Origin of the sequence: Providencia sp. PROV210, assembly GCF_028479445.1 — a bacterium.
GTDB lineage: Bacteria > Pseudomonadota > Gammaproteobacteria > Enterobacterales > Enterobacteriaceae > Providencia > Providencia rustigianii.
In genome coordinates, this window is record NZ_JAMPNQ010000007.1 from 106,249 (window position 1) to 131,883 (window position 25,635).

24 protein-coding genes are annotated in these 25,635 nt (G+C 42.4%); 14 read left to right on the forward strand and 10 right to left on the reverse strand.

Annotated elements, in window-relative coordinates; genetic code table 11:
- Positions 1-287 precede the first annotated feature (287 nt).
- The 8 genes from PR761_RS07390 to PR761_RS07425 all read right to left on the reverse strand — a co-directional run bounded on the left by PR761_RS07390 (position 288) and on the right by PR761_RS07425 (position 6,333).
- Complete coding sequence (locus tag PR761_RS07390) at positions 288-683, reverse strand: hypothetical protein (protein WP_006815690.1); 396 nt, start codon at positions 681-683, stop codon at positions 288-290.
- Positions 680-1,222 carry a LemA family protein gene (locus PR761_RS07395; protein WP_115164009.1) on the reverse strand — a complete coding sequence of 181 codons (543 nt, stop codon included), beginning with the start codon at positions 1,220-1,222 and terminating at the stop codon, positions 680-682. The genes PR761_RS07390 and PR761_RS07395 overlap by 4 nt, the downstream gene beginning before the upstream one ends.
- Before the next feature lies 1 nt (position 1,223).
- The gene (locus tag PR761_RS07400; RefSeq protein ID WP_126458938.1) at positions 1,224-2,261 is read right to left on the reverse strand and encodes a hypothetical protein; all 1,038 of its coding nucleotides are present in this window, start codon (positions 2,259-2,261) and stop codon (positions 1,224-1,226) included.
- A 30-nt stretch (positions 2,262-2,291) separates the two neighbouring features.
- Positions 2,292-2,852 carry a LemA family protein gene (locus PR761_RS07405; protein WP_006815693.1) on the reverse strand — a complete coding sequence of 187 codons (561 nt, stop codon included), beginning with the start codon at positions 2,850-2,852 and terminating at the stop codon, positions 2,292-2,294.
- 136 nt (positions 2,853-2,988) lie between these two features.
- Entirely contained in the window at positions 2,989-3,801 is an 813-nt protein-coding gene (locus PR761_RS07410; protein WP_154611254.1) for a sulfite exporter TauE/SafE family protein, read from the reverse strand.
- Positions 3,802-3,838: 37 nt separating this feature from the next.
- Positions 3,839-4,504, reverse strand: coding sequence for a heme exporter protein CcmB (ccmB, locus tag PR761_RS07415; protein WP_006815695.1), 666 nt, complete (start codon positions 4,502-4,504; stop codon positions 3,839-3,841).
- The gene (ccmA, locus tag PR761_RS07420) at positions 4,504-5,121 is read right to left on the reverse strand and encodes a cytochrome c biogenesis heme-transporting ATPase CcmA (RefSeq protein ID WP_006815696.1); all 618 of its coding nucleotides are present in this window, start codon (positions 5,119-5,121) and stop codon (positions 4,504-4,506) included. Before ccmA ends, ccmB begins: the two co-directional genes overlap by 1 nt.
- A gap of 33 nt (positions 5,122-5,154) precedes the next feature.
- Positions 5,155-6,333: an ion channel gene (locus PR761_RS07425; RefSeq protein WP_006815697.1), complete on the reverse strand. Its 1,179-nt coding sequence runs from the start codon at positions 6,331-6,333 to the stop codon at positions 5,155-5,157.
- A 340-nt stretch (positions 6,334-6,673) separates the two neighbouring features.
- On the opposite strand from PR761_RS07425, the gene cptA reads away from it, so the two are divergent.
- Complete coding sequence (cptA, locus tag PR761_RS07430) at positions 6,674-8,383, forward strand: phosphoethanolamine transferase CptA (protein ID WP_006815698.1); 1,710 nt, start codon at positions 6,674-6,676, stop codon at positions 8,381-8,383.
- A 58-nt stretch (positions 8,384-8,441) separates the two neighbouring features.
- Here the strand turns inward: cptA and PR761_RS07435 are convergent, their stop codons facing one another.
- Positions 8,442-9,266, reverse strand: coding sequence for a LysR family transcriptional regulator (locus PR761_RS07435; RefSeq protein WP_154611253.1), 825 nt, complete (start codon positions 9,264-9,266; stop codon positions 8,442-8,444).
- Between the two features lie 95 nt (positions 9,267-9,361).
- Here PR761_RS07435 and PR761_RS07440 point away from each other — a divergent pair, with 95 nt between their 5' ends.
- Complete coding sequence (locus tag PR761_RS07440; RefSeq protein ID WP_006815700.1) at positions 9,362-10,099, forward strand: SDR family oxidoreductase; 738 nt, start codon at positions 9,362-9,364, stop codon at positions 10,097-10,099.
- A gap of 830 nt (positions 10,100-10,929) precedes the next feature.
- On the forward strand, positions 10,930-12,939 hold the full coding sequence (locus PR761_RS07445; RefSeq protein WP_039855579.1) for a BCCT family transporter: 2,010 nt from the start codon (positions 10,930-10,932) through the stop codon (positions 12,937-12,939).
- Between the two features lie 56 nt (positions 12,940-12,995).
- Here PR761_RS07445 and hpaR read toward each other — a convergent pair whose 3' ends face one another.
- Entirely contained in the window at positions 12,996-13,448 is a 453-nt protein-coding gene (gene hpaR / locus PR761_RS07450; protein WP_006815703.1) for a homoprotocatechuate degradation operon regulator HpaR, read from the reverse strand.
- 394 nt (positions 13,449-13,842) lie between these two features.
- Between hpaR and PR761_RS07455 the strand changes: the two genes are divergently transcribed.
- From PR761_RS07455 to hpaA, 11 genes are all read left to right on the forward strand, one after another.
- Positions 13,843-14,475, forward strand: coding sequence for a fumarylacetoacetate hydrolase family protein (locus tag PR761_RS07455; protein WP_006815704.1), 633 nt, complete (start codon positions 13,843-13,845; stop codon positions 14,473-14,475).
- The gene (locus tag PR761_RS07460; RefSeq protein WP_006815705.1) at positions 14,475-15,242 is read left to right on the forward strand and encodes a fumarylacetoacetate hydrolase family protein; all 768 of its coding nucleotides are present in this window, start codon (positions 14,475-14,477) and stop codon (positions 15,240-15,242) included. Before PR761_RS07455 ends, PR761_RS07460 begins: the two co-directional genes overlap by 1 nt.
- A complete protein-coding gene (hpaE, locus tag PR761_RS07465) occupies positions 15,242-16,708 on the forward strand; it encodes a 5-carboxymethyl-2-hydroxymuconate semialdehyde dehydrogenase (protein ID WP_006815706.1) in 1,467 nt (488 codons plus the stop codon). The genes PR761_RS07460 and hpaE overlap by 1 nt, the downstream gene beginning before the upstream one ends.
- A 339-nt stretch (positions 16,709-17,047) precedes the next feature.
- Positions 17,048-17,929 (forward strand): 3,4-dihydroxyphenylacetate 2,3-dioxygenase, encoded by an 882-nt coding sequence (gene hpaD, locus PR761_RS07470; RefSeq protein WP_006815707.1) that lies wholly within the window; start codon positions 17,048-17,050, stop codon positions 17,927-17,929.
- Between the two features lie 9 nt (positions 17,930-17,938).
- On the forward strand, positions 17,939-18,322 hold the full coding sequence (locus PR761_RS07475) for a 5-carboxymethyl-2-hydroxymuconate Delta-isomerase (protein ID WP_006815708.1): 384 nt from the start codon (positions 17,939-17,941) through the stop codon (positions 18,320-18,322).
- A gap of 24 nt (positions 18,323-18,346) precedes the next feature.
- On the forward strand, positions 18,347-19,576 hold the full coding sequence (locus tag PR761_RS07480; protein ID WP_154611252.1) for a Bcr/CflA family multidrug efflux MFS transporter: 1,230 nt from the start codon (positions 18,347-18,349) through the stop codon (positions 19,574-19,576).
- Entirely contained in the window at positions 19,573-21,036 is a 1,464-nt protein-coding gene (locus tag PR761_RS07485; RefSeq protein ID WP_006815711.1) for an NAD-dependent succinate-semialdehyde dehydrogenase, read from the forward strand. The genes PR761_RS07480 and PR761_RS07485 overlap by 4 nt, the downstream gene beginning before the upstream one ends.
- A 184-nt stretch (positions 21,037-21,220) precedes the next feature.
- Positions 21,221-22,024, forward strand: coding sequence for a 2-oxo-hept-4-ene-1,7-dioate hydratase (gene hpaH, locus PR761_RS07490; RefSeq protein ID WP_112836218.1), 804 nt, complete (start codon positions 21,221-21,223; stop codon positions 22,022-22,024).
- A 10-nt stretch (positions 22,025-22,034) separates the two neighbouring features.
- Positions 22,035-22,841: a 4-hydroxy-2-oxoheptanedioate aldolase gene (hpaI, locus tag PR761_RS07495; protein ID WP_272519343.1), complete on the forward strand. Its 807-nt coding sequence runs from the start codon at positions 22,035-22,037 to the stop codon at positions 22,839-22,841.
- A 157-nt stretch (positions 22,842-22,998) separates the two neighbouring features.
- The gene (gene hpaX, locus PR761_RS07500) at positions 22,999-24,369 is read left to right on the forward strand and encodes a 4-hydroxyphenylacetate permease (RefSeq protein WP_006815714.1); all 1,371 of its coding nucleotides are present in this window, start codon (positions 22,999-23,001) and stop codon (positions 24,367-24,369) included.
- A gap of 297 nt (positions 24,370-24,666) precedes the next feature.
- Positions 24,667-25,554, forward strand: coding sequence for a 4-hydroxyphenylacetate catabolism regulatory protein HpaA (gene hpaA / locus PR761_RS07505; RefSeq protein ID WP_115164003.1), 888 nt, complete (start codon positions 24,667-24,669; stop codon positions 25,552-25,554).
- Positions 25,555-25,635 lie beyond the last annotated feature (81 nt).

Genomic DNA, 25,635 nt, shown 5'->3' on the forward strand with positions numbered 1-25,635 from the left:
CCAAAAATTTACACTCATACAGTGTAAGGCGTTATCAGCGTGCTATTATTTTATTACAAACAGCATTATCTTATGCAACCCTTTGTGGTGAGATATCGTAGGTCATATCATTTTTTCGAGCCGAACGCCCCCTTGAGGCAATCCCATAATATAAGAATTATCCTACGAGTTAACATATGGCTTATTGATTTAAGATATAAAAATATCTGCAAGTAATAATTCATCTTTAAAAATACGATATCTACAAATTTTATTCACTCTACTCTAAATACGGGTAAGCCATGAGATTACTTCGCTTTATTTTTTTTTGATTTTATTGAATTTTTTAACTCTTTACCCTCTAGACTTGAATTCCATATATCTATGTAATTTATATTTACTAGAAAAAATATAATGCAGCTAACCACTACCACCATCCAAATAAGTATCGCCTTTGGGATATCACTCAAACCAAACATCAATAGCATCGGGATCATCACGATCATACTGACAAACATCGAGCTCATCATACCGAATGCCACTGGTGCAATATAATTTTTCAGCCCAATAGCTCTCATAACCAAAGCAACGACAATACCGGCGGGGATCATGCCAAAGGTAGCGAACATGATCACCAACCCACCTTCCCCTCTGTAGAGCAGCCAATCGGTAAAACCAAATAAAGAAAAGGGGATTGTAATCATGACTTGAACTCCTGCTGAGGGTAGAGCAACGGAATATCGTTAAATCGGCACAGCACAGTAAAAATGACATTGGGGAAAATACGAATATCTGTATTGTATAACGTCACTGTTTGGTTAAAAAATTCACGACGATCTGCGATTTGATTTTCAATTTGTTTTGCTGTTGTTTGCAAAGCCAACAGCGCCTGTTTGCTAATTAACTGAGGATAATTCTCAGCAATGGCCAACATAGGTTTAAGACGTGAGTGTAACTGGTTTGCCGAATCAACTTTAATATCAAGTTGATTCGTTGATAAATATTGTTGGCGGCTTTCCAGTAACTCATTGATCAATGCTTTTTCATGTGCCATTGCCACCTCAGCAACGATCGTCAATGATGGCATTAAGTCGGCTTGCTTTTTCAAGAGTACATCAATATTGGCAAACGCTTTGTCACAGTTATTTTTTAAGAAAATAATATTGTTATAGATCCCCACAATATAGCGGATCAAAATCATGCCAATGACGCCAATAAAAATCAAAAAAATAAGAGCGTTCATATTATTCGCTACCAAACAGGGAAATTTGATTAAAATGTAAAGTCAGGAAACCATCTTGATAACTGGAGGGGGTCATTAAAATAACTACAATCAAAATAGCCGCAATGATTGCTGTTATTCCTAGATTCTTACGCATGGGGGCGGTTTTATTCCAACGAGTGACATACTCTGACGGGGAAATACCTAATAATAAGTGCGGTGGTTTGCGGGTGATGATCCGTTGACCATTTTCACTGTCTACTGAGCCAATTAATAAATAGCTAACATTACCTTCAATTAAAATCTCTTTATAACGACGATTGCCTTGCTCAAAATCCATGTGTGGTGTTAAGCCTGCATGAACAAAATAATCAGGGTCACAAATGACTTTCGCCGAACCTGTATCGTCTGTAATCGTAAAATCGTTCAAACTCACTTTGCTATCTTGGAGGGTATAACTTTTTTTGCCGTCTTTATCTTTCGATATGGAGTATTCATAATAAAAAGAACCATAACAGCTACGCTTACCTAAGCGACTTTTGATTTCAGTTCCTTGGGTTATTTGCCCTTCGACTTCCACTAATCCCATTGCCATTGAGCGAATTTTTGACGTCGCTAAACTCTTTTGAAATTTTAAAAAGCGCTTTTTGGGCGTATTTTCAATTATATTGAAAATAAAAACTAGAACAAAAGCCCCAAAAAATATCCGCATATCAATAAAGAAGCCCACCGCTAAGCAGGTGGCCAATAACGAACCTACAATGACTTTTAACAACGCAGTAAATTTAGATGAGCCTTCATTCTGTAGTCGTTGGTAACGCACATTAGCTTCACGACTTACTCTAACGATGACACGGATCACCACGAAAGAAATGATCAGAGCAATGCCTAAATAAACATATTTCTCATAATCACCTGCGGAGGGAGAAAGTTGCTCCCATGTTCCTACCGCAATACCCGCAAATGGGATAACGCCCCAATTTGTTCTTGGCTTTTTAGAGAGCTTTAGGTCTAAATAAAACAAAATAAAACCAAATACCGCACCGAGAATGTAATACATATTTACGCCTTACACCCTAAATTCATCACATTATTTGAATTGAATACCATCATATTTTTTTTCATCTTCTGAAATTTCAAGTAATGGTAATGAGGTAAAATTGAAAGCGTTCGCAATGAGGCTGTCAGGGAACATTTGAATGGCGGTATTATATTCTGTAGTGGCATCATTGAAGCCTTCACGGCGCTGGGCAATTTTATCTTCCACTTCACTGAGCGCGATTTGTAACTGAGTGAATTGCTCACCCGAAATCAATGTAGGATAATTTTCCGCAACAGCAATCAGCCCTTTTAAAGCTCGCCCCATTTCATTGGATGCCGCAATTTTTTCATTCACATCCTGAGCATTGAAATAGTGTTGGCGTGCATCACTCAATGACGTAAATAATGTTTTTTCATGTTCCATGGCTTTTTCAGCTACAGCCACTAATTGAGGAATTTGGTCTGCACGTTGTTTTAGAATAACGTCAATATTAGCGAACTGGTTACTGACTTGATTTTTCGCACTAATCAATCGGTTATAAATAGAAATTCCCCAACCAACAAAAATAACAATTAATACCAGCAGAATAACAATAACGGTGGTTGTCATAACGATACCTTTTATTAAGAATAATGCATTTCCCTGTGATCTTAAGCCACGCTATATAAATAGGGTGTTTTATTCAATCGGAATAGTAGCAAATACGAAAAATCAGACGTGATTTATTTGAGATAGAAAAAAACAATTAAAAGAGATGGGGAATTCCGTTAACAACAACAAAGGAGATAAAAGAGTACAGGAGATATGCCGCCACCAGCATCACTAAAATACCAAATAGAATTTGGATCCGCAGTGCCGAGATATAATGAATCATGATGCGGCCAATAATCAAACCGACAACACAGGATAAAATAAACGTAGCGCTAATATCGAGAGGGTATTCGAAGCCATTTAACAAATTAATCGAAATACTGATGCCACCAATCAGAAAAATAACCATCAGTGATGTAGCAACGATACTTTTGATATTTAAATTGGTTAGTTTTCTTAATGCGGGAACAATCACAAATCCCCCACCAACCCCTAAAAGTCCAGTCAGCAACCCAGCAATAATCCCAACTCCTCCTAGAATAGACGCTGTTTTAAAATTCCAAATAAAGCGTCCTGTTTGCTGGTTTATTTTGCACAGGGCATTATCACTATCACTCACTGACTTAAAAAGGGTCCGGTAAGCGACTACACACATCACCAAGCTAAAAGCCAATGTGAGCCATTGAGGCGAGATGATATTCGCTAAATACACCCCATATTTCGCACTGGGAATACTGACTAATGCAATCCAAATGGCCGCTTTATAACGAATGTGACCTTGAATAAGACCTTGAACTACACCAACAAATGCCGCTAACGTTATAGCTAATAGCCCCACGGGAGCAGCTTGAGCAACACTCCATCCTTGGCTCGTCATCAGCGCAGGGACTGCCAAAATGCCGCCTCCAGCTCCCGTTAAGCCAAGCAAACAGCCTATCAATAAACCTTCTACTATCAGGATTAACATCGTTATGCGCTTTCTATGTGTCTAAGAAACGGAGCAATTAACTATTACTCACATTAATCTTCAATGCAGCAGCAATTGCCAACGGTGAAAAGGTGATACTTGCGGCAAAAAGTGCGCCGAGAATGGCAAAATAACCGCCAAGTGGCATATTAAAACTGTAGGCCTCCATGGTTCCGGTAGCATATATCAACACAGGAATATAGAGAGGTAGGACTAATAGGCTGACAAGCACCCCGCCTTTTTTTAACGATACAGTCAATGCAGCGCCAATCGCGCCAATAAAACTTAATACCGGCGTTCCCAATAATAATGTCCCCGCTAACACCAACAAGGTATCCCCATCTATTGACAGCATGATGGCAGCAACAGGGGAAAGTAACACCAACGGCAATCCAGTCACTAACCAATGAGAAATCACCTTGGCCAGTACCGTAACAAAAAGTGGATGAGGAGCCAGTAATAGCTGCTCTAACGAGCCATCAAGATAATCATCTTTAAACAGACGCTCCAATGAAAGGAGCGAAGATAAAATCGCTGCAACCCAAAAAATCCCCACAGAAATACGCGCCAATAATTGAGGTTCAGGTCCGATGCTCAGCGGGAACAATGTAATCACGATCAAAAAAAACCATAGCGGGTTAACCAATTCAGAAAAACTTCTGAAGGCAATTTTGAGCTCTCTTTTAATTAATAACCCAAACATCACTCGTACCCGCCTGTCAGTTTTAATGTGCCAAAATGCCCAGACATTGCTTGGTGGGAGGTAAATAAAATCATGCCGCCCTGTTGAGCATGCTGGTGAAAACGCTCGGTTAAACGATTAACTCCCGCCACATCAATGGCAGTAAATGGCTCATCTAAAATCCATAAAGGCGCTTCACTTAGCCACAGTCTGGCAAGATTGACCCGCCGTTGTTGTCCCGCAGATAACTGCCCCACAGGAATATCTTCATACCCAATGAGTGAAACCTCCTCTAATGCGGCCCAGATTTTTTCGCCTTCAGAATCTTTGTGGTGCATCTGGTAATAGAATTTGAGGTTTTCATAGGGCGTTAGCAACGATTTTACGGCGGGCTTGTGCCCTAAGTAGAGTAGATGACGGGTAAATTCTTCTTTAAGCTTATCTATTGATTGATTTTCCCAGAGGATCTCGCCTTCATCAGGCTTTAATAACCCCGCCATCATTCGCAATAAGGTGGTTTTCCCCGCACCGTTAGGACCTTCAACTTGTAAAATCTGACTTGGCAAAACAGAGAAATCCAAATGCTGGAATAACGTTCTATTTTGTCGATGGCAAGTGATTTTCGCTGCACTCAGCATAAGTCAGATTTCCTTTTTACATCAATCTAATGGTTAGCTTTTGGTAATTTTATTCAGCAGCATATCACTGATACTGTCGTTAGAAATTGTTTCACCGCAAAGCACTTGCATCAAAACTTCAGAACCTAATGATGAGAGCGAAAACAGCATATCAGGATGAAGTAAACGAATTTTATCCATATTACTTTCTTGATTTACTAGCACCACGGTTTTCGTGTCACTTTTACTGTCCATTAATGATTTGACGCCCAATAAAGCAAATGTGCTCAGGGAGTCACTGTCCGTCATGATCAGGACACATTTGGCTTGTCTCACATTTGTTTCTGCCAACAATGCAGAATCTGTCGGATCTCCCGCCACAATATTGTCTTTTTCTGGGTAATGGCTACGGTGACTCTCTTGGCAAATGACAGCAACAGGCAATTCTCGCTTTTTCAGCGCTTGGTACAAGTTAACTGCCATCGGCGTGCTACCAATCACAACATAATGATTTTTCATATACGAAAACCTCTTCCGGACAATCTCTTTCGTCCCTTTAGCCAATACCCCAACCACATACACCACTGACGTGGTAAAGATCGTGATCCCTAAAATAATCACCGTAACCGTAAAAACACGTGCATCAACAGTGACAGGAACAATATCCCCAAACCCTACCGTCGTCATACACACTAATGCGAAGTAAAACGCGGTTGTGCCATCCTTCACCACAGGTAGAAATTCATTGCCAATATAGAGCGTGCCAAAAATTGAGTAGAGTAATAATGCGATAATACAGGTGACGGCAACAAACCCCGCACTGCTTAAGCTATGGTGTGGATACAGCTTCCAAAAAATAACCAGTGCCGCACATAAGCCAAGCGAGAAATAGCCTTGACGCACATGTTCTTCTGCAACTTTAAGATCAACAAACGCAATAATCGCGAGAAGTAATAATGCAAAAGCCCATGCAATACGCGCACCATTGATCATAAATAGCGATAGGAAAATTAAGGAAATGCCTAACAAAAAACGAGGAATATCCAATAGCTTCATAAAGCCTAAGGATTTTAACCATTCGGTAAAGCCACTCTGACGCCAATCGATATAGTCGGTATAAGCACTTAATATTGGTTTTAAAATCATGGCCCCATCAATAATGATGAGTACTGAAATTAGAATTCTCACGGCTAAAGAGGATTTCAAAAAAGCCACAAAGGAATTATCTAGCATCGTTTGAGTCACTCATCAATTAAACCGCCCATAAGTATTTTCTAGCACTTAGATTAACAAAGAATAATATCAATTCCATTGCTTATGCAATAAATGAAAAATCATCATCAAAAAACATCATTTTTCAGCGCATTATTGTCATATTTTATCCATCTTTACCAAATTAGAATGTCATTTAAAAAACATTTATAAATAATAAGTTAGATTAACTAACGTCATAGCCTTATCCATTTTTAAACTATTTTTGAACTTAAACTCGTCCTTTCTATCTAAAAAACGATTTTTAGACTATGTTTTGACTGTTACTTAACGAAACGAATAATTAAGAGCTAAAAAATTTATGGTTAATTCGATAAAAACAGGTAAGTTCAGCTGGTTATCCTTATTCTGGCTACTAATTTACTTCTGGTATTTTTCATCTCTATTACAACTCTATGTCGTGGTGACTGGGCAAAGTAACACCATCGGGTTAAGAGATTCTTTACTTTATAGCTCCTTATGGCTAGTTCCTGCCCTGTTTTTCCCGCGAAAAATTAAACTTGTAGCTGGGTTAATCGGGATTGTGCTTTGGCTTTCTTCCGTCATCGCTCTTGCCTACTTCGTGGTCTATGGGCATCAATTATCCCAAAGCGTGATGTTTGTGATGTTCGAAACCAACACCAACGAAGCAGGAGAGTTCCTCAAACAATATCTGAGCTTTAAGGTGGTTGCCGTCATCTTGGTTTACACCCTTGGCGCAATACTTTTATGGACCCGTTTAAAACCCGTCACGCTACCCGTGCCAGCCCGCGTGATTGTCTCTGCGTTAGTGTTGACTATCTTGTTTGGCGTTCCTTATTACAATAAAGCTATCAAACAGCAGCGCCCTTTCGAGAACGTAGTTTCTTACGTTAACAGTAAGCTCGCGTATGCCGCACCATGGCAGTTTGTGAGTGGTTACTTTCTTTATAAAAACCAACTCGCCAATATGGAAGAGTTGATTCGTGATAACAGCAAAATTCCACCACTTGAAAACTTTGTCGATGTGAATGGCAATACCCCAAGAACATTTGTTCTGGTCATCGGTGAATCCACCAGCCGTGACAGAATGAGTTTGTATGGTTATTCGCGCCCAACCACACCCGAATTGGATCAGTTAGAAAAAGAATATCCTGATAATCTAGCCGTGTTTAATGATGTGGTCACATCGCGCCCTTATACCATCGAAGCTTTACAACAAATCCTCACGTTTGCCTCGCAAACTGAGCCAGAACTCTTTAACTCTCGCCCTTCTATCATGAACATGATGAAGCAAGCGGGCTTTAAAACATTCTGGATCACCAACCAGCAAACGATGACTGAGCGTAATACCTTGCTGACCGCGTTTTCTCGTCAAACAGATAAGCAATATTATTTGAATAACGACATGGCTCAAAGCTCACGTATCTATGATGACGTGGTATTAGACCCATTTAAAGAAGCGCTTGCTGACCCGGCTGAGAAGAAATTTATTGTCGTGCACCTGCTAGGAACCCATATGCGTTACGAGTTCCGTTATCCTGAAAACAAAGCGATATTTAGCGATAAAAATAGCCCGGTACCTGCAAACTTAAAAGATGACCAAATCAAAGACTACAATGCTTACGACAATGCTCAACATTATAATGACTATGTCGTTTCTTCATTGATCAAAGATTTTGATGCATCGAAAGAAAATGGTTTCTTGGTCTTTTTCTCTGACCATGGCGAAGATGTCTACGACACGCCACCTCATGAGATGTTAGGCCGTAGTGAGGGCAAGCCAAGTAAGGTGATGTATAACATTCCGTTCTTTATTTGGCAGTCTCCAGAATGGCTGCAAAGTCATCAGTTTGATCTAAAAGATAAAGCCGACCGCCCATATAGCACTATGGATTTTATCTATACATGGTCTGACTTATCGGGTCTGAATTACACGGGATTTGAACCACAGAAAAGCTTGATTAATAAAGATTACCAGCCACAACCTCGCTGGATTGGTGATCCTGAAAATAAATCATCGCTGATGCTGTACGATGATCTAAAAAAATAGTTATTAATCCCACGTGCAAGTGAGTATTCACTTGCACGTTATTTATATGAATTTATTGCTACACACTTTTATTTAAAACACTCAATAATTGCGATAATCCATAATTTTCTAATGCTTGGATGGTATAGCAAATACCGATTCTATGAGGCAAAGGATAACTGGGCAGTTGTCGAGACGCTAAATGACAACGGGATTTAATCAGTAAAGATGGCGCTATCGTTAAGCCAAAACCCGCCTCAACGAGATCTAACGCTAAAGAAAATGACCCCGCATTGGTATTATTCCCACCCACTGATGAATCATAAAATAATTGAAACCGTTGGTGAAAATTGGATTCTGGGTACAAAATCCAATTCTGATTATAAAGATGCGCTAACGTTAATTCGTCTATTTGAGAGATAGGATGGTCAACGGGATAAGCAAGCGCATAAGTATCATCAAAAAGCGTAATAAATAATTCATCCTCGCAGCGTAAACTTTCACATCCTAAACGAATATTTCCCGTGCAACCTGGGTCTAACGTTAATTGAACATTGTCTAAATTATGTTGTATTGTCGCTAAAAGGTAGCTTAAGCAAGAGGATGGTATATCTTGTTCAATACCGATCGTTAACTCGGTTTGGCTTTGACGTTTTGAAAAACGCGAGGCAAGCACATCCATATCATTAATCATTCGACAAGCATGGGGGTACAACATCCGCGCATGCTCAGTGACATCCACGCCTCTAGGCTTACGGATAAACAGTTGCGTATCCAGTTCATCTTCAAGTGCTTTAATGGTTGAGGATAATGCAGGTTGTGTGACATGCAACAATTCAGCGGCATGTGTAATATTCCGCTCTTCAAATACACAAATAAATGCTCTCAGTTGTCGCTTATCCATAGATATTTTTTATGCCTGTAAGAAAAATAAACTATTTTTTTTCGTTTTAATTCGATTTTAAAGTATACACATCAATTATATCTATAGGTAAAAAAATGAACATGAATAATAGCAAACCCCTCGTCGTGATTACCGGTGCAAGTTCGGGTATTGGTCAAGCTACTGCAAAGTTACTTTCTGAGCGAGGTCACGCATTACTGTTATTAGCCCGTCGTGTTGAATTAATGGAAGCGCTTAATTTACCCAATACATTATGCCGAGCCGTTGATGTCACCGATCGTCAATCATTTCAAGCTGCGGTGAAAGAGGCTGAGCAACAATTTGGTCCCGTCGATGCCATCATCAATAATGCCGGTATTATGCTACTTGGTAATATTGAGAATCAAAATCCTGATGAATGGACACAAATGTTAGATGTGAATGTTAAGGGACTTTTGAATGGAATTCATGCCGTCACCGATGGCATGATTAAACGTAATGCAGGCACGATTATTAATATCAGTTCTGTCGCTGGGCGTAAAACATTCCCAAACCATGTAGCTTATGTGGGAACAAAATTTGCGGTACATGGGTTATCCGAAAACTTACGAGAGGAACTTTCTCCCCATAATGTCAGAGTTGTCGTCATTGCTCCCGGAGCTGTAGAGACTGAACTTTTAAGCCATACAACCAACAATGATATTAAAGCTGGTTACCAATCTTGGAAACAAGATATGGGTGGCAAAGTGTTATCTCCAGAAGATGTGGCAAATGCAATCCTATTTGCTTACTCCCAACCTCAAAGTGTGTGTATCCGTGAAATTGTTTTAGCGGCCACCCGTCAAAGCGCTTAAATTTTTTATTACTGAATAAATAAAAATAATCATGGCTAAAGGGAGTAAAATTATCCCTTTAGTCATGTTTCACTGAAGATAAAATAACATTTTCCTTTCTAAGAATTAATCAATTATACGTATCGAAATAAAAACCATTTTAATCACAAAAGTTATCTCGTTTATGAAGGCCTCGGCATTAAGAAAAATCATAGTGAAAACAAGGGACGTTTATATACTAACCACGATGAATAATCGTGTTTTTGAGAGCATCATTGAGCAATATGATGATGACGGCAAGTTAACTAAAAAAGGTGAGTGAGGAATGGTAAAATTCACCCTCTTGGTAGATCCTAATAAATCGCCTTATTTATCCCCCTAAACGATGGCAGATATTTACCTTCAACAACCTTTATAGATCGTTGAATTGTTATCAATTTTTACAGACATAACTGTGAATTTTACTTATCTGATTTACTTCATATTACCGACCTCAATATTTACTACATTTTTGTTGCAATCACATGATAAATAACATGATATTTTAACTTTAAATATATCCCCCTTTTCTCCTTGGGTTGATCATTGATGCCCATCATGGCAGTATAGCCCATCATTTTTTATCTATAATAAGAATATAAGGGAGATAACTTTCATAAATTTCAGTTGATAATTTAGTCAAAAACTAACATTTTCAGCGCCACGATTTGATGTATTTTATTGTGTTTTCTACCCCGTTTCTCACCAGAAACCCTTTCGCAATAACCTATTGTTTCATTCAGAAGGATAGATCGCCGTATACCTCTATGTGATTGGTATGCAAAAATAAAATAAAAACCAAGAAGGTCGTTATGAGTCAAAACGTTACTGAAACTAAAAAAGTACGTACAAAAATCAGTCCCCCGGTGTTTTATAGCTCAGCATTAATTATCCTACTTATCGTCGGTTTTGCTGCTCTAATGCCAGAAATGGCAGAATCCCATCTAAGTCATCTTCAAAAGAATCTATTTAACAACGCCAGTTGGTTCTATATTCTCGCTGTAGCAATCATTTTGCTGAGTGTGACTTATCTGGGACTCTCACGTTATGGACAAATAAAGCTCGGTCCGGATCACGCCCAACCTAATTTTAGCTATGTGTCATGGTTTGCCATGCTGTTCTCTGCCGGAATGGGCATTGGATTGATGTTCTTCGGAGTTGCAGAACCCGTCATGCATTACCTCAATCCTCCTGTGGGCACACCAGAGACCATTGAAGCGGCAAAAGAAGCCATGCGCCTCACATTCTTCCATTGGGGGTTACATGCTTGGGCGATCTACGCCATCGTCGCATTAATACTGGCATTTTTCAGCTACCGCCACGGATTACCGCTAACCTTGCGCTCGGCGCTCTACCCAATTATTGGTGACCGGATCTACGGCCCTATTGGTCATGCCGTCGATGTGTTTGCTGTAGTAGGAACTGTATTTGGTGTCGCCACTTCATTAGGTTTTGGGGTACTGCAAGTTAATGCGGGAATGAACCATCTGTTTGGCTTACCAGTAAATACGACAGTTCAAGTTGGCTTGATCATTACATTTACCGCCTTAGCTACCCTGTCAGTCGTTTCCGGTTTGGATAAAGGGATCCGCATTCTATCGGAGCTTAACCTTGGATTAGCATTCTTATTATTACTGCTTATTGTGATCTTAGGTCCTACCGTGTTGCTGCTAAAGTCATTCGTCGAGAATACGGGGGGATACCTTTCTGAGATTGTCAGTAAGACATTCAATCTATATGCCTACGAACCCAAATCGAGCGACTGGCTAGGGGGATGGACGCTACTGTATTGGGGGTGGTGGTTATCATGGTCACCATTTGTCGGGATGTTTATCGCACGTATTTCCCGTGGTCGTACAATCCGAGAGTTTGTCACTGGCGTACTGTTTGTCCCAGCAGGTTTTACCCTAATGTGGATGACATTCTTTGGAAATACCGCAATTGATTTAATTAAAAATCAAGGTGCAACTCGCTTAGCCGAAACTGTTCAATCCAATGTTTCCCTCGCGCTATTTGAATTTTTAACTTACTTTCCATTCTCTACCGTACTGTCATTTTTTGCGATGTTGATGGTGGTGGTATTCTTCGTTACCTCCGCTGACTCAGGTGCAATGGTGGTTGATACTTTAGCTTCAGGCGGTGATTCCGATACCCCAATTTGGCAACGTATTTTCTGGGCTGGTTTAATGGGTGTTGTCGCCATCACTATGCTACTGGCTGGTGGTTTACAAGCACTGCAAACCTTAACCATTGCCAGCGCTCTGCCATTTGCTATCGTATTATTAATTTCTATTTATGGGTTATTTAAAGCGCTACGAGTCGATGCCTATAAACGAGATAGCCAGCAATTAGCCACCATCGCACCAACGGCTAGCCGTAATCCAATCCCATGGCAGCGCCGTTTGCGTAATATTGTCTATTTCCCGAAACGCGCACATGTAAAACGCTTTATGGACGAGTCCGTAAAACCATCGATGGAGATGGTGTCAGAGGAATTAGCCAAGCAAGGCACTGTTTGCCATATTCATACTGACAAAGATGACCGTATCGGCTTTGAGGTAGATTTAGGCGACGATATGAACTTTTTATACGAAGTTCGCCTACGTTACTACATTCAACCATCCTTTGCGTTATCTGGCATGGGTACGGAAAATGATGAAGAAAAAAGTGAAGAGCAGCGATATTACCGAGCTGAAATTCACTTGAAAGAAGGCGGGCAGGACTATGATGTGATGGGCTGGGCAAAAGAACAGATCATCCATGATATTCTTGACCAGTATGAAAAGCATATTCACTTCTTACATCTGCTTGGTAAACAATAGATAGAAAAAAGGGGTTGAGTGCTATGCACTCAACCCCTGAATATTCTCTTGAACAATTAACTTCTCTTCGTTCTATCCGCAATATTACTGTAATCTGGACTTTCCAACGCGATCAGCTCATCTAGCAACGCGGTCAATTGCTGCATTTTTTCTGGTGAGAAGGCTTGCTCAATTTTTTGATAACCTTCTTCAACTTCTTGACGCGCTTTATCATAAAGATCTTGCCCTGTCGGTGTCAGTGACACATACAGTTTACGCTGGTCATTCAACGGTTTTAAACGAAAGATCAATCCTTCACGTTCCATTCGCGTCAGAATACCGGTCAAGCTTGGGCGAAGAATACAGGTTTGTACTGATAGCTCATGAAAATCAATTGAACGCTTATCAGCCAAAACTCGAATAATACGCCATTGCTGTTCTGTCAAATTATATGACTTCAATATTGGTCGAAAGAATCCCATTGCGGTTTCTCTCGCCTGTAATAATGCAATTGTCAATGATTCATGCATAAGCTTAAAACTCACCACTCAATTTAACGTTATTAAACACTCATAAGAGAGTTTAATGAGCCTCCGTGCTAGTTACGACAAGTAACAAACACCCTTTATTATCTTAAGTGCAAGAGTAGCATGCAGCAATAATAATCTCAAAGAAAAACCCTAAAATATTAATGAGTAAATAAACTTATTTAAAAAATATAAGTTAATTTATTGTGAATTTTTAAAAACTAAAAAAATAATAACAACACTAATAACAGTGCGTTATACATGTGACCTTAGATAATGTTAATGAGATCACAATTAAAATTAACATTTATACAAACCTATTGCTAATTACAAATTTATACTTTATTAATATATTAATAATTATTCAAAAGTAGATTTCTTTAATAAGGAGTTGTCCATGAAAGGCACTGTATTTGCCGTTGCCCTCAACCACCAAAGCCAGCTTGACTATTGGCTCGAGGCCTTCCAGCAAGCCCCTTATAAAACCCCACCTAAAACACCTGTGTGGTTTATTAAACCGCGTAATACGCGAATTAATTCAGGGGACAACATTCTTCATCCAATGGGTGAAGAAGTGCAAAGTGGTGCCACATTGGCACTGGTGATTGGTAAAGATGCGCGCAAAGTTAGCAAGCAAAACGCGATGGAGTTTATCGCAGGCTTTGCGCTGGCAAATGAAGTCAGTCTACCGGAAGACACTTTTTATCGTCCTGCCATTAAATCCAAATGCCGTGATAGCTTCTGCCCGATTGGCGAAATGGTAAACACTGATTTATCCGCGCCTATCGACATCATTACGCTTGTCAATGGCAAAGAAGTCGACAGATGGTCAACCAAAGATTTAGTGCGAGATGCCTGCGATTTAGTTGCTGCACTGAGTGACTTTGCGACCCTAAAGCAAGGAGATGTCATTTTGTTGGGTACCCCTCATCAACGAGCCACCATTAAACCCGGCGATAAAGTGGAGATCCAAGCAGAAGGCTTCCCTAGCCTGAAAAACACGGTCGTTGCGGCAGGAGGACAACAATAATGAAACACGCCAAAATTCGTTATCAAGGTATCGAATATTCTGTCACTGTCGGTGACAACGAAGAAATAAAATTGCCTTCTGGAGACATTATTTCAGGGGCTTCTGCTGATGTTGAGTGGCTGCCACCCGCGCAAGGAACGTTATTCGCACTTGGGCTGAACTATGCTGACCACGCAGCAGAATTAGAATTTAAGCCACCTGAAGAGCCACTGGTTTTTATCAAAGCAGAAAACAGCCTAACAGGTCACCGCCAAGTTTCTGTACGCCCAGATAATGTGGAATATATGCATTATGAATCTGAGCTGGTAGTCATTATTGGTAAAAACGCGCGCAACGTATCTCCAGAAGATGCGATGGACTATGTAGCAGGCTATACCGTGTGTAACGACTACGCTATCCGTGACTATTTAGAGAATTACTACCGTCCAAACCTGCGCGTAAAAAGCCGCGATACACTGACGCCAATCGGCCCTTGGATGGTGGACAAGTCCGATATTAAAGATCCACATAATCTGGCGCTGTACACCTACGTAAATGGTGAATTACGTCAAAAAGGCACGACTGCGGATCTGATTTTCAATATCCCATTTTTAATTTCCTATCTGAGTGAGTTTATGACTCTGCAACCAGGAGACATGATCGCAACCGGTACACCGAAAGGACTTTCTGACGTGGTTCCGGGTGATGAAGTGATCGTGGAAGTTGAAGGTGTGGGCAGGCTGATCAATACCATCATCAGCGAAAAAGAGTATGAGGAGCGAGTGTGATGACTAAGATTAATCATTGGATCAATGGCAAAAACGTTGAAAGCAAAGAATATTTTGAAACCACTAATCCAGCGACGGGTGAAGTTTTAGCCGAAGTCGCCTCAGGGGGTCAAAACGAGATCAATCAAGCGGTTGCTGCGGCAAAAGAGGCGTTTCCTAAGTGGGCAAACACCCCAATGAAAGAACGCGCTCGCTTGATGCGCCGTTTGGGTGAGTTGATCGATGAAAACGTACCACAAATTGCACAAATGGAAACCCAAGATACCGGTTTACCGATCCACCAAACTAAAAATGTGTTGATCCCACGCGCATCCCATAACTTTGAATTTTTTGCTGAAATCTGCCAACAAATGAATGGTCGTACCTATCCGGTTGACGACAAAATGATGAACTACACCCTGATCCAGCCTGTGGGTGTCTGCGGGTTAATTTCTCCGTGGAACGTACCCTTTATGACAGCGACATGGAAAACGGCCCCCTGCTTAGCATTGGGTAACACTGCCGTTCTGAAAATGTCTGAACTATCTCCATTGTCTGCCAACCGTTTAGGTGAATTAGCCCTTGAAGCCGGAATTCCAGCGGGTGTTTTGAACGTGGTTCAAGGCTATGGTGCCACAGCCGGTGATGCGTTAGTAAAACACCAAGATGTGCGCGCAGTGTCATTTACAGGTGGCACCGCGACAGGTCGAGCCATCATGCAAAATGCGGGTCTGAAAAAATATTCAATGGAATTAGGGGGAAAATCCCCAGTTCTCATTTTTGAAGATGCGGATATTGAACGTGCCATGGATGCCGCCCTATTCACCATTTTCTCTATCAATGGTGAGCGTTGTACTGCGGGCTCACGTATTTTCATTCAAGAAAGTATCTACCCTGAATTTGTAAAACGCTTTGCTGAACGAGCAAATCGTCTGATCGTCGGCGACCCGATGGATCCGAAAACTCAAGTGGGCGCATTGATCAGCCAGCAGCACTGGAACAAAGTTTCCGGTTATATCCGCATTGGTATGGAAGAAGGCGCAACCTTGTTAGCAGGTGGTCCAGATAAACCAACGGATCTACCTGCTCATCTGAAAAATGGTCATTTCCTACGTCCAACCGTTCTGGCTGATGTCGACAACCGTATGCGTGTAGCACAAGAAGAGATCTTTGGGCCTGTCGCTTGTTTGATCCCATTCAAGACAGAAGAAGACGGTCTGCGTATGGCAAATGACATTGAATACGGTCTAGCTTCATATATCTGGACTCAAGATGTCAGCAAGATCCTGCGTCTTTCACGCAATATCGAAGCGGGCATGGTATTTGTTAACACCCAAAACGTTCGTGACTTACGCCAACCATTCGGCGGCGTAAAAGCCTCCGGCGTCGGCCGTGAAGGTGGCGAGTACAGCTTTGAAGTTTTCGCCGAAATGAAGAACGTTTGCATCTCCTACGGCGACCACAACATCCCACGCTGGGGTGTGTAAGCTTTATCATCAGCCGTTTTATGAATTGTAATTAACTTTACGTCATACAGAATTACGCCAAGACATTACTTATCCTAAATAATTCGTGATGTAGCAAGGCGGCAGAAGCATACACAGTAGAAAGCAAAATTACTCAGTAGCGGCTACACCATTATTTATTCTAAGTAATTTTGAATCAATGATAATTAATTTAGCTACTTATCCTAAATAATTTGTGTTGTAGCTAGGCGGCAAGTGAAGTTATCCCTAGGAGCATACTGAAGTATGTGACTAGGGTGACTTTATGAAGCCAACAACGCTACGGCGCGAAGTATGACGGATAAGCGGAGGGGGAAGGAAATGGGTAAGTTGGCACTAACTGCAAAAATAACACACGTCCCATCAATGTACCTATCTGAACTGCCGGGTAAAAACCACGGTTGTCGCCAATCCGCCATTGACGGTCACAAAGAAATTAGCCGTCGTTGTCGTGAATTGGGTGTCGATACCATTATCGTTTTTGATACCCACTGGCTGGTCAACAGTGCCTATCACATTAACTGCGCCGATCACTTTAAAGGCATCTATACCAGTAACGAGCTCCCGCATTTCATTCGCGATATGGAATATGAATATGACGGTAACTCTGAACTCGGCCGGATGATTGGTGAGGAAGCTCGTAAGTTAGGCGTCCGTGCTCAATCTCATGAAATTCCGAGCTTAACTCTAGAATACGCGACACTCGTACCCATGCGTTATATGAATAGCGACCGCCATTTTAAAGTGATTTCTATTTCTGCTTTCTGTACTTCTCACAGCTTTGAAGATAGTCGCAAGCTGGGTGAAGCCGTACTGACCGCCATTGAAAAATACGATGGAACAGTGGCGGTGCTGGCAAGTGGTTCACTGTCTCACCGATTTATTGATGACCAACTGGCTGAAAACGGGATGAATAGCTATACCCGCGAATTCGATGAACAAATGGATAAACGTGTCGTAAAACTGTGGCGCGAAGGTCGGTTTGCTGAGTTCTGCAAAATGCTGCCTGAATATGCGGATTACTGCTACGGCGAAGGTCACATGCATGACACAGTGATGTTATTAGGCCTATTAGGCTGGGATAAATATGACCAGAAAGTCGAAGTATTGACTGATCTGTTTGCAAGCTCCGGTACAGGGCAAATCAACGCCATTTTCCCTCTGCCAAGTTTTATTACTGACAAGCAAGCAGCACAAGCTTAAGGGATACCTATGCCACACTTTTATGCAGAATGTACCGATAATATTCGTGAAGAAGCCGCTCTACCAGAGCTGTTTTCCAAAGTAAATAGCGCATTGGCAGGAACCGGTATTTTTCCTTTAGCGGGTGTACGTAGCCGCGCTATTTGGCTCGATACTTGGCAAATGGCTGATGGTAAACACGATTACGCATTTGTGCATATGACGTTAAAAATCGGCGCAGGTCGCTCCCTTGAAGATCGCCAAAAAACGGGGGAAATGCTATTTGACCTGATCAAAGCACACTTTGCAGATTTGATGGCAAAACGTTATTTAGCACTCTCTTTCACCATGGAAGAGCTGGACCCCGTTTTGAACTACAAGCAGAACAACGTTCACGCGTTGTTTAAGTCTTAATCATAGATGTCGATAGGGGGTAATATGCCAACTTCATTTACCAACAGACCGATACCGCGCTGGCTAATCCCATTATTAGGATCGCTGGTCGCATTTGGTCCCCTATCGATTGACATGTACCTTCCCGCCTTACCACAAATGGGGCTAGAGCTGAATGCAACGCAAGGACAAATGCAATATACCCTTGGTGCATTCTTTGGTGGTTTCTGCGTTGGTATGCTGTTTTATGGCCCTCTCAGCGATCTATTGGGGCGCCGTAAAATGTTATTAAGTGGGCTGGTGATTTTTACCCTCGCTAGCCTGTTATGCGCCCAAGCCACCAGCTCAGAAGCCTTAATTACCTTTAGGGCATTACAAGCCTTCGGGAGTGGAGCCGCTATTGTGATGGCTCGTGCGATTGCCCGTGACGTATATCCATCCAATGAATTACCAAAAGTCCTGTCATTAATGACGCTAGTGACCATGATAGCTCCGCTACTGGCGCCATTGCTGGGGGGATTCTTATTAATTCACTACCAATGGCAAGCTATTTTCTATCTGTTAGCCGCAGTAGGTTTATGTTCTGTCACCGCTATTTTCGTATTATTACCAGAAACATTGCCTCACCAACGAGAATCAAAAAATTTACTGAGCGTGGCATTTCGTAACTATGGACAGGTGCTTACAGACCGAGAAGCACTGAGCATTATTGGCACTATGGCATTCTCGTTTTCTGGAATGTTTGCCTTTATCAGTGGTTCGCCGTTTGTGTACATCAACTACTTTGGGGTTTCCGAGCAATATTACGGGCTGCTATTTGGGTGTAATATTTTGGGTATGATCGCCATGCTGCTGCTGAATGTGAAATTACTCAAAGTGTATAGTTTGCCGCGCCTACTTGGCATGCAAAGTGGTATTCAATTGATTTTTGGCGTGTTGTTACTCACATTCTATCAACAAAGCCTACCAATTATTGTTATCCTAGTGGTTCTGTTCTTATCGATGGTCAATGCTATCGGCACCAACAGTTTGTCACTGTTACTGCAACATCGTGGAAAAATTGCTGGCAGCGCAAGTGCGCTCGCTATCTCAATTCAATTTGCATTGGCTGCCCTAGCCAGTGTTGCAGTCTCCATACTACAAGATGAATCCCCATTTGCTATGGCACTCGTGATGGCGATTTGTGCCGGACTCAGTTTCGCAAGCCAACGTTTGTCAGCTAAGAATGTCCGCACACAAGTTCACTCAGTGTCTTCGGAGAACAACGAAAAATGAGTTTAAATACCAATTCTAAATTATTCCGCCAACAGGCTTACATTAATGGTCAATGGATTGATGCCAAAGATAACAGCCAGTTTGATGTAACTAACCCCGCAAATGGTGAAGTGATTGCTCGCGTCAGTAATGTGGGTGCATTAGAAACTCAACAAGCCATTGAAGCCGCAGAAAAAGCCCTGCCAGCATGGCGGGCTAAAAGCGCTAAAGAACGCAGCCAGATTTTAAATAAATGGTTCCGTTTAATGATGGAAAACCAAAAAGAGCTTGCGCTAATTCTCAGCACCGAACAAGGTAAATCCATTAACGAGTCCATGGGTGAAATTGCCTATGGAGCAAGCTTTATCGAGTGGTTTGCAGAAGAAGGTAAACGCACTTACGGTGAAACTATTCCTTCACCACTACCGGGTCGCCGTTTAGTGACTATCAAACAGCCTGTTGGCGTTGTCGCAGCCATCACCCCTTGGAATTTCCCCAATGCGATGATCACTCGCAAAGTGGGTCCTGCACTGGCTGCCGGCTGTACCATGGTATTAAAGCCGGCGGCAGAAACCCCATTATCCGCCCTCGCCTTAGCGGCTCTGGGTGAAGAAGCGGGTATTCCTGCTGGCGTGTTCAACATCGTTCCAGGTACCGATGCCAAAGCGATTGGTGCGGTTATGACTTCAAGCCCAATTGTTCGCAAACTGACCTTCACCGGTTCGACCCGCGTGGGTAAATTACTGATGGCACAATGTGCCGATACCGTGAAAAAAATGTCACTGGAATTAGGCGGTAACGCGCCATTTATCGTATTTGACGATGCCGATTTAGACGCTGCAGTTCAAGGGGCTTTAGCGGCTAAATTCCGCAATAGCGGGCAAACTTGTGTGTGTGCAAACCGTATTCTTGTTCAAGAAGGGGTTTACGATGAGTTCGCCTCTCGCCTCGCAAAAGCGGTCAGCGCATTAAAAATTGGTCCAGCGACTCAATCTGATTCTGAACAAGGTCCGCTGATCAACCAAGCTGCTATTGATAAAGTTTCTGAGCATATTGCAGATGCTGTCGCCAAAGGTGCCACCGTTGCAACGGGTGGAAAACCAGCAACTTTAGGCGGTCTGTTCTTTGAACCAACGGTATTGGTCAACGTGACTGAATCCATGAAAGTTGCCAAAGAAGAAACGTTCGGACCATTAGCGCCACTGTTTAAATTCCGCGATGAACAAGAAGCTATCAACCTCGCCAATGACACTGAATTTGGTTTGGCATCCTATTTCTATTCACGGGATATCGGGCGCATTTACCGCGTTGCTGAAGCCTTAGAAAGCGGAATGGTCGGTATTAACGAAGGTATTATTTCAAACGAAGTCGCTCCATTTGGCGGCATTAAGCAATCTGGGCTGGGACGTGAAGGTTCACGCTACGGAATTGAAGATTATCTGGAAGTGAAATATCTCTGCTTCGGTGGGTTATCTAACTAGAAAGAAACATTAGCTGGCGGTCTTAGCTTTTAAAATCTTAGCTCTAAATAATTCGAGTTAGAACAAGGCAGCAAATGAGGCTAATCCCTAGGAGCATACAGGAGTATGTGACTAGGGTTAGCGAATGAAGCTAACGTAGTTATAGCTCGAAGCATGGCGAGCTTAGATAAAAAAGGAAAAATTGATGCTACACAAAGACATAATTTCACAAGTCGCGCAGCGCCTAAATCAGGCAGAAAAAACCCGTGAACAGATCCGCCAAATTTCTCTGGATCACCCAGAAATGACCATTGAAGATGCTTATGCTATTCAAAAAGAGTGGGTCGGACTGAAAATTGCAGAAGGTCGCGTGTTAAAAGGTCATAAAATCGGACTGACATCCAAAGCGATGCAGGCCAGCTCCCAAATTGATGAACCTGACTATGGCGCACTGCTTGACGATATGTTCTTTGATGATGGCTGTGATATTCCAACGGATCGTTTTATCGTTCCACGTATCGAAGTTGAGCTAGCATTTGTCCTCGCAAAACCACTGCGTGGCCCTAACTGCACTTTATTCGATGTGTATAATGCAACGGACTATGTGATCCCCGCGCTCGAATTGATCGATGCCCGTTGCCATAATATCGATCCGCAAACTAATCGCCCACGTAAAGTGTTCGATACCATTTCTGATAATGCCGCAAATGGCGCCGTGATTTTAGGTGGACGCCCAATTAAGCCTCGTGATTTAGATCTTCGCTGGATCAGCGCACTGCTCTACCGTAATGGTGTGATCGAAGAATCTGGTGTTGCGGCGGCAGTACTTAACCACCCTGCCAATGGTGTTGCATGGCTGGCCAATAAACTGGCTCCCCATAATGTAGAATTACAACCGGGACAAATTATCCTTGGTGGCTCGTTTACTCGCCCAGTTCCTGCTCGAAAAGGGGATGTTTTTCACGTTGATTACGGCGTGATGGGTTCAATTAGCTGCCGCTTTGCTTAAGGAGTTCACTGTGGATCTGTTAGAAAATAAATTCAAAAAAGCACTCAAAAGTGGCAAACCGCAGATTGGTTTATGGCTCGGATTATGTAGCCCATACAGTGCAGAATTAGTCGCTGGCGCAGGATTTGACTGGCTGTTAATTGATGGGGAGCATGCTCCGAATAATGTACAAACTACCTTAGCCCAATTACAAGCTATCGCCCCTTACCCATCACAACCGGTAGTTCGTCCACCGTGGAATGATCCCGTGATCGTCAAACAATTACTGGATATTGGTGCACAGACACTCTTACTGCCAATGGTGCAAAATGCCGAGCAAGCAGAGCTTGTGGTACGCTCCACTCGTTATCCACCCGCAGGGATTCGTGGTGTCGGTAGCGCATTAGCGCGCGCCTCTCGCTGGAATCGTATTCCTGATTATCTCAAACGCGCTAACGACGAAATGTGTGTGATAGTCCAAGTGGAAACCCGTGAAGCCATCAAAAATCTTCCTGAAATTTTAAAAGTCGAAGGTGTCGACGGTGTCTTTATCGGCCCTGCGGATCTCAGTGCAGACATGGGCTTTTCAGGTAACCCTAACCATCCTGAAGTCAAAGCGGTTATCGAAGATGCTATTAAACAGATTCGTAAAGCGGGCTTAGCCCCTGGAATTTTAATGGCAGCACCTGACATTGCTGAGCACTATATCCAAATTGGTGCTCTGTTTGTTGCCGTAGGGGTGGACACCACCCTATTAGCCCGTACCGCTGAAACGCTTGCCGCAAAGTTTGGTAAAACAGTTTCCGATATGAACCCGAGTTCATCCAGCGTGTACTAAAGCAATTTTGAACTCCTCTGAGCCGCTCAATTTACCCTACAAACTCACGAGCGACTTAGAAAGTAAGTTATACATCGCAACCACAACTTAAGGCAGCCATTTAGGACTGCCCAGTAGACCCTTGTACCTATAATAAATTGTAATAGAGGGCATTATCATGAGTAATTCACAAAATGCGACCAGCACTAACCCTGCTGATCAGCATAAAAATTTGACGGAACCTCAGCAGCGAGTCATCAATAAATTATTTAAGCGATTGATCGTCTTTTTATTCGTTCTATTCGTTTTTTCTTTCTTAGACCGTATTAATATTGGCTTTGCAGGGCTCACTATGGGGAAAGACATTGGTCTGTCTTCCACCATGTTTGGTCTGGCTGCCACGCTGTTTTATGCCACTTACGTTATCTTCGGTATTCCAAGTAATATCATGCTGGGCATTGTCGGCGCTCGCCGCTGGATTGCAACCATCATGGTGCTTTGGGGAATCGCATCCACGGCAACCATGTTCGCTACCGGTCCCACCAGCTTATACATTCTACGAATGTTAGTTGGTATTGCTGAAGCAGGTTTCTTGCCGGGCATACTGGTTTACTTAACTTATTGGTTCCCTGCTTATTTCCGTGCTCGTGCTAATGCCTTATTTATGATTGCAATGCCAGTGACCATGGCATTTGGCTCCCTTGCCTCTGGTTATATTTTAGGTATGGATGGCATTCTGAATCTCAAAGGCTGGCAGTGGTTATTCTTATTGGAAGGTTTCCCATCCGTCATTCTGGGTGTGCTGGTTTGGTTCTACCTGGATGATTCACCGAAAAAAGCGAAATGGTTAACTCAAGAAGATAAAGATACGCTGCAAGAGATGATGGATAAGGATCAGCTGGAGTTAGTGCAACCCCACGGTTCAAAAAGCCATACTGCAATGCAAAATACCAGCTTATGGAAAGAGATTTTCACTCCGGTTATTTTGATGTATACCGTGGCCTATTTCTGTCTGACCAACACATTGAGCGCCATTAATATTTGGACGCCGCAAATCATGCAGAGTTTTAATCAGGGCAGCAGCAATGCCATGATTGGTTTACTCACCGCGATTCCGCAGTTCTGTACTATTTTTGGGATGATTTATTGGAGTCGGCGTTCTGATCGCTTGCAAGAACGTAAGATGCACACCGCGTTACCGTATTTGTTCGCGGCCGCCGGTTGGGTTATCGCTGCGATGACTCATCAGCCGATGATCCAGTTATTGGGGATTATTATGGCATCGACGGGGTCATTTACGGCTATGGCGGTTTTCTGGACCACCCCAGATCAGTCGATTAGTTTACGCGCTCGCGCAATCGGTATTGCCGTCATCAACGCAACAGGTAATATAGGTTCCGCGGTCAGTCCACTGTTAATCGGCTGGCTAAAGGATCAAACCGGTAGCTTCAACTCTGGTCTCTATTTTGTGGCAGGTTTGCTGGTCGTCGGTGCTCTTCTGGTCATCGCTATCCCAATGAAAAACTCAAGACCAAGAGCCACACCGTAAACGGTAGAGTTATATAGTTTTGTTAGCTAAAAATGAGTGCTGCAACAGATTGGAAAAATTGAATTTATTTAAGCCTCCCCCTAAATATTGTTCAAAATAATTAGAGTTGCAGCTAACTATGCTACAGGCTGAATTCTCAGGGGCTGCCCAATGTTCATAAATCTGTAGGCTAAAGGGGAGTAATTCCCCAAAATAATTCGAGTTGCAGCTAGGCGGCGAATGAGTTAATCCCTGGGAGCATACATAAGTATGTGACTAGGGTTGACTCATGAAGCCAACAACGCTGCGGCTTGAAGAATGAAGGGGAAAGAATTGATCAATAACATAGATATTGGGAAGGATTATGATGACGTCTTGGGTAACGACGACGTCCACTACCAAACCTTCGGCAAACTCGCCTCCTTCTTCGGTCGCGACATGCAGGCTCACCGTCATGACGGCTTCTTCCAGCTGCACTATTTGGTTACTGGGCACATTACTCTACAGTTAGATGAGTCTCGTTATTCGGTTCAAGCGCCGTTATTTATCTTAACGCCCCCGTCTGTCGCTCACGCTTTTTTCACCCAAGAAGATACCGATGGGCACGTTCTGACAGTACGTCAGGATTTGATTTCACCACTTTTGCAGTCTCTATACTCCGCCAATCCCGATCTGGTCGATATTCCAGCAATTTGTTTATCCGTGGCAGATAAACCACAGGATATCGATACGTTTAACCATTATTGGGCTTTAATGGCGCGAGAATCCGCAAATAACGATATTGGTCGAGATCAGGTTTTATCCTCCCTAGCTCAGGGGCTATTTACCTTTTTACTGCGTTCTATTCCTTTAGATGAGCACCATGTGAGTGGGGTTCGAGGGGAACATCGGTTATTCCAACGCTTTAACCAACTGATCGATATGCACTATCGTGAACATCTCTCTGTGCCTGAATATGCAAATAAGCTTGGCATCACGGAGTCGAGACTTAAAGATATGTGCCGGCGATTTGCTAACCGCCCGCCTAAAAAATTAATTTTCGATAGAATTTTACGTGAAGCAAAACGCATGCTGCTATTTTGTGATAGTCCGGTTTCTGAAATTGCCTACCAACTTGGATTTAAAGATCCGGCTTATTTTGCGCGCTTTTTTAATCGCTCAGTGGGAACATCACCGAGCCAATGGCGTGAACAAAACCTCCATTAAATACCGATTCCACAAATTTAAAGTCACTCTCAATATATTTTACATATTGCAAACATTTTTGATGTCTTACATTTTTATTTT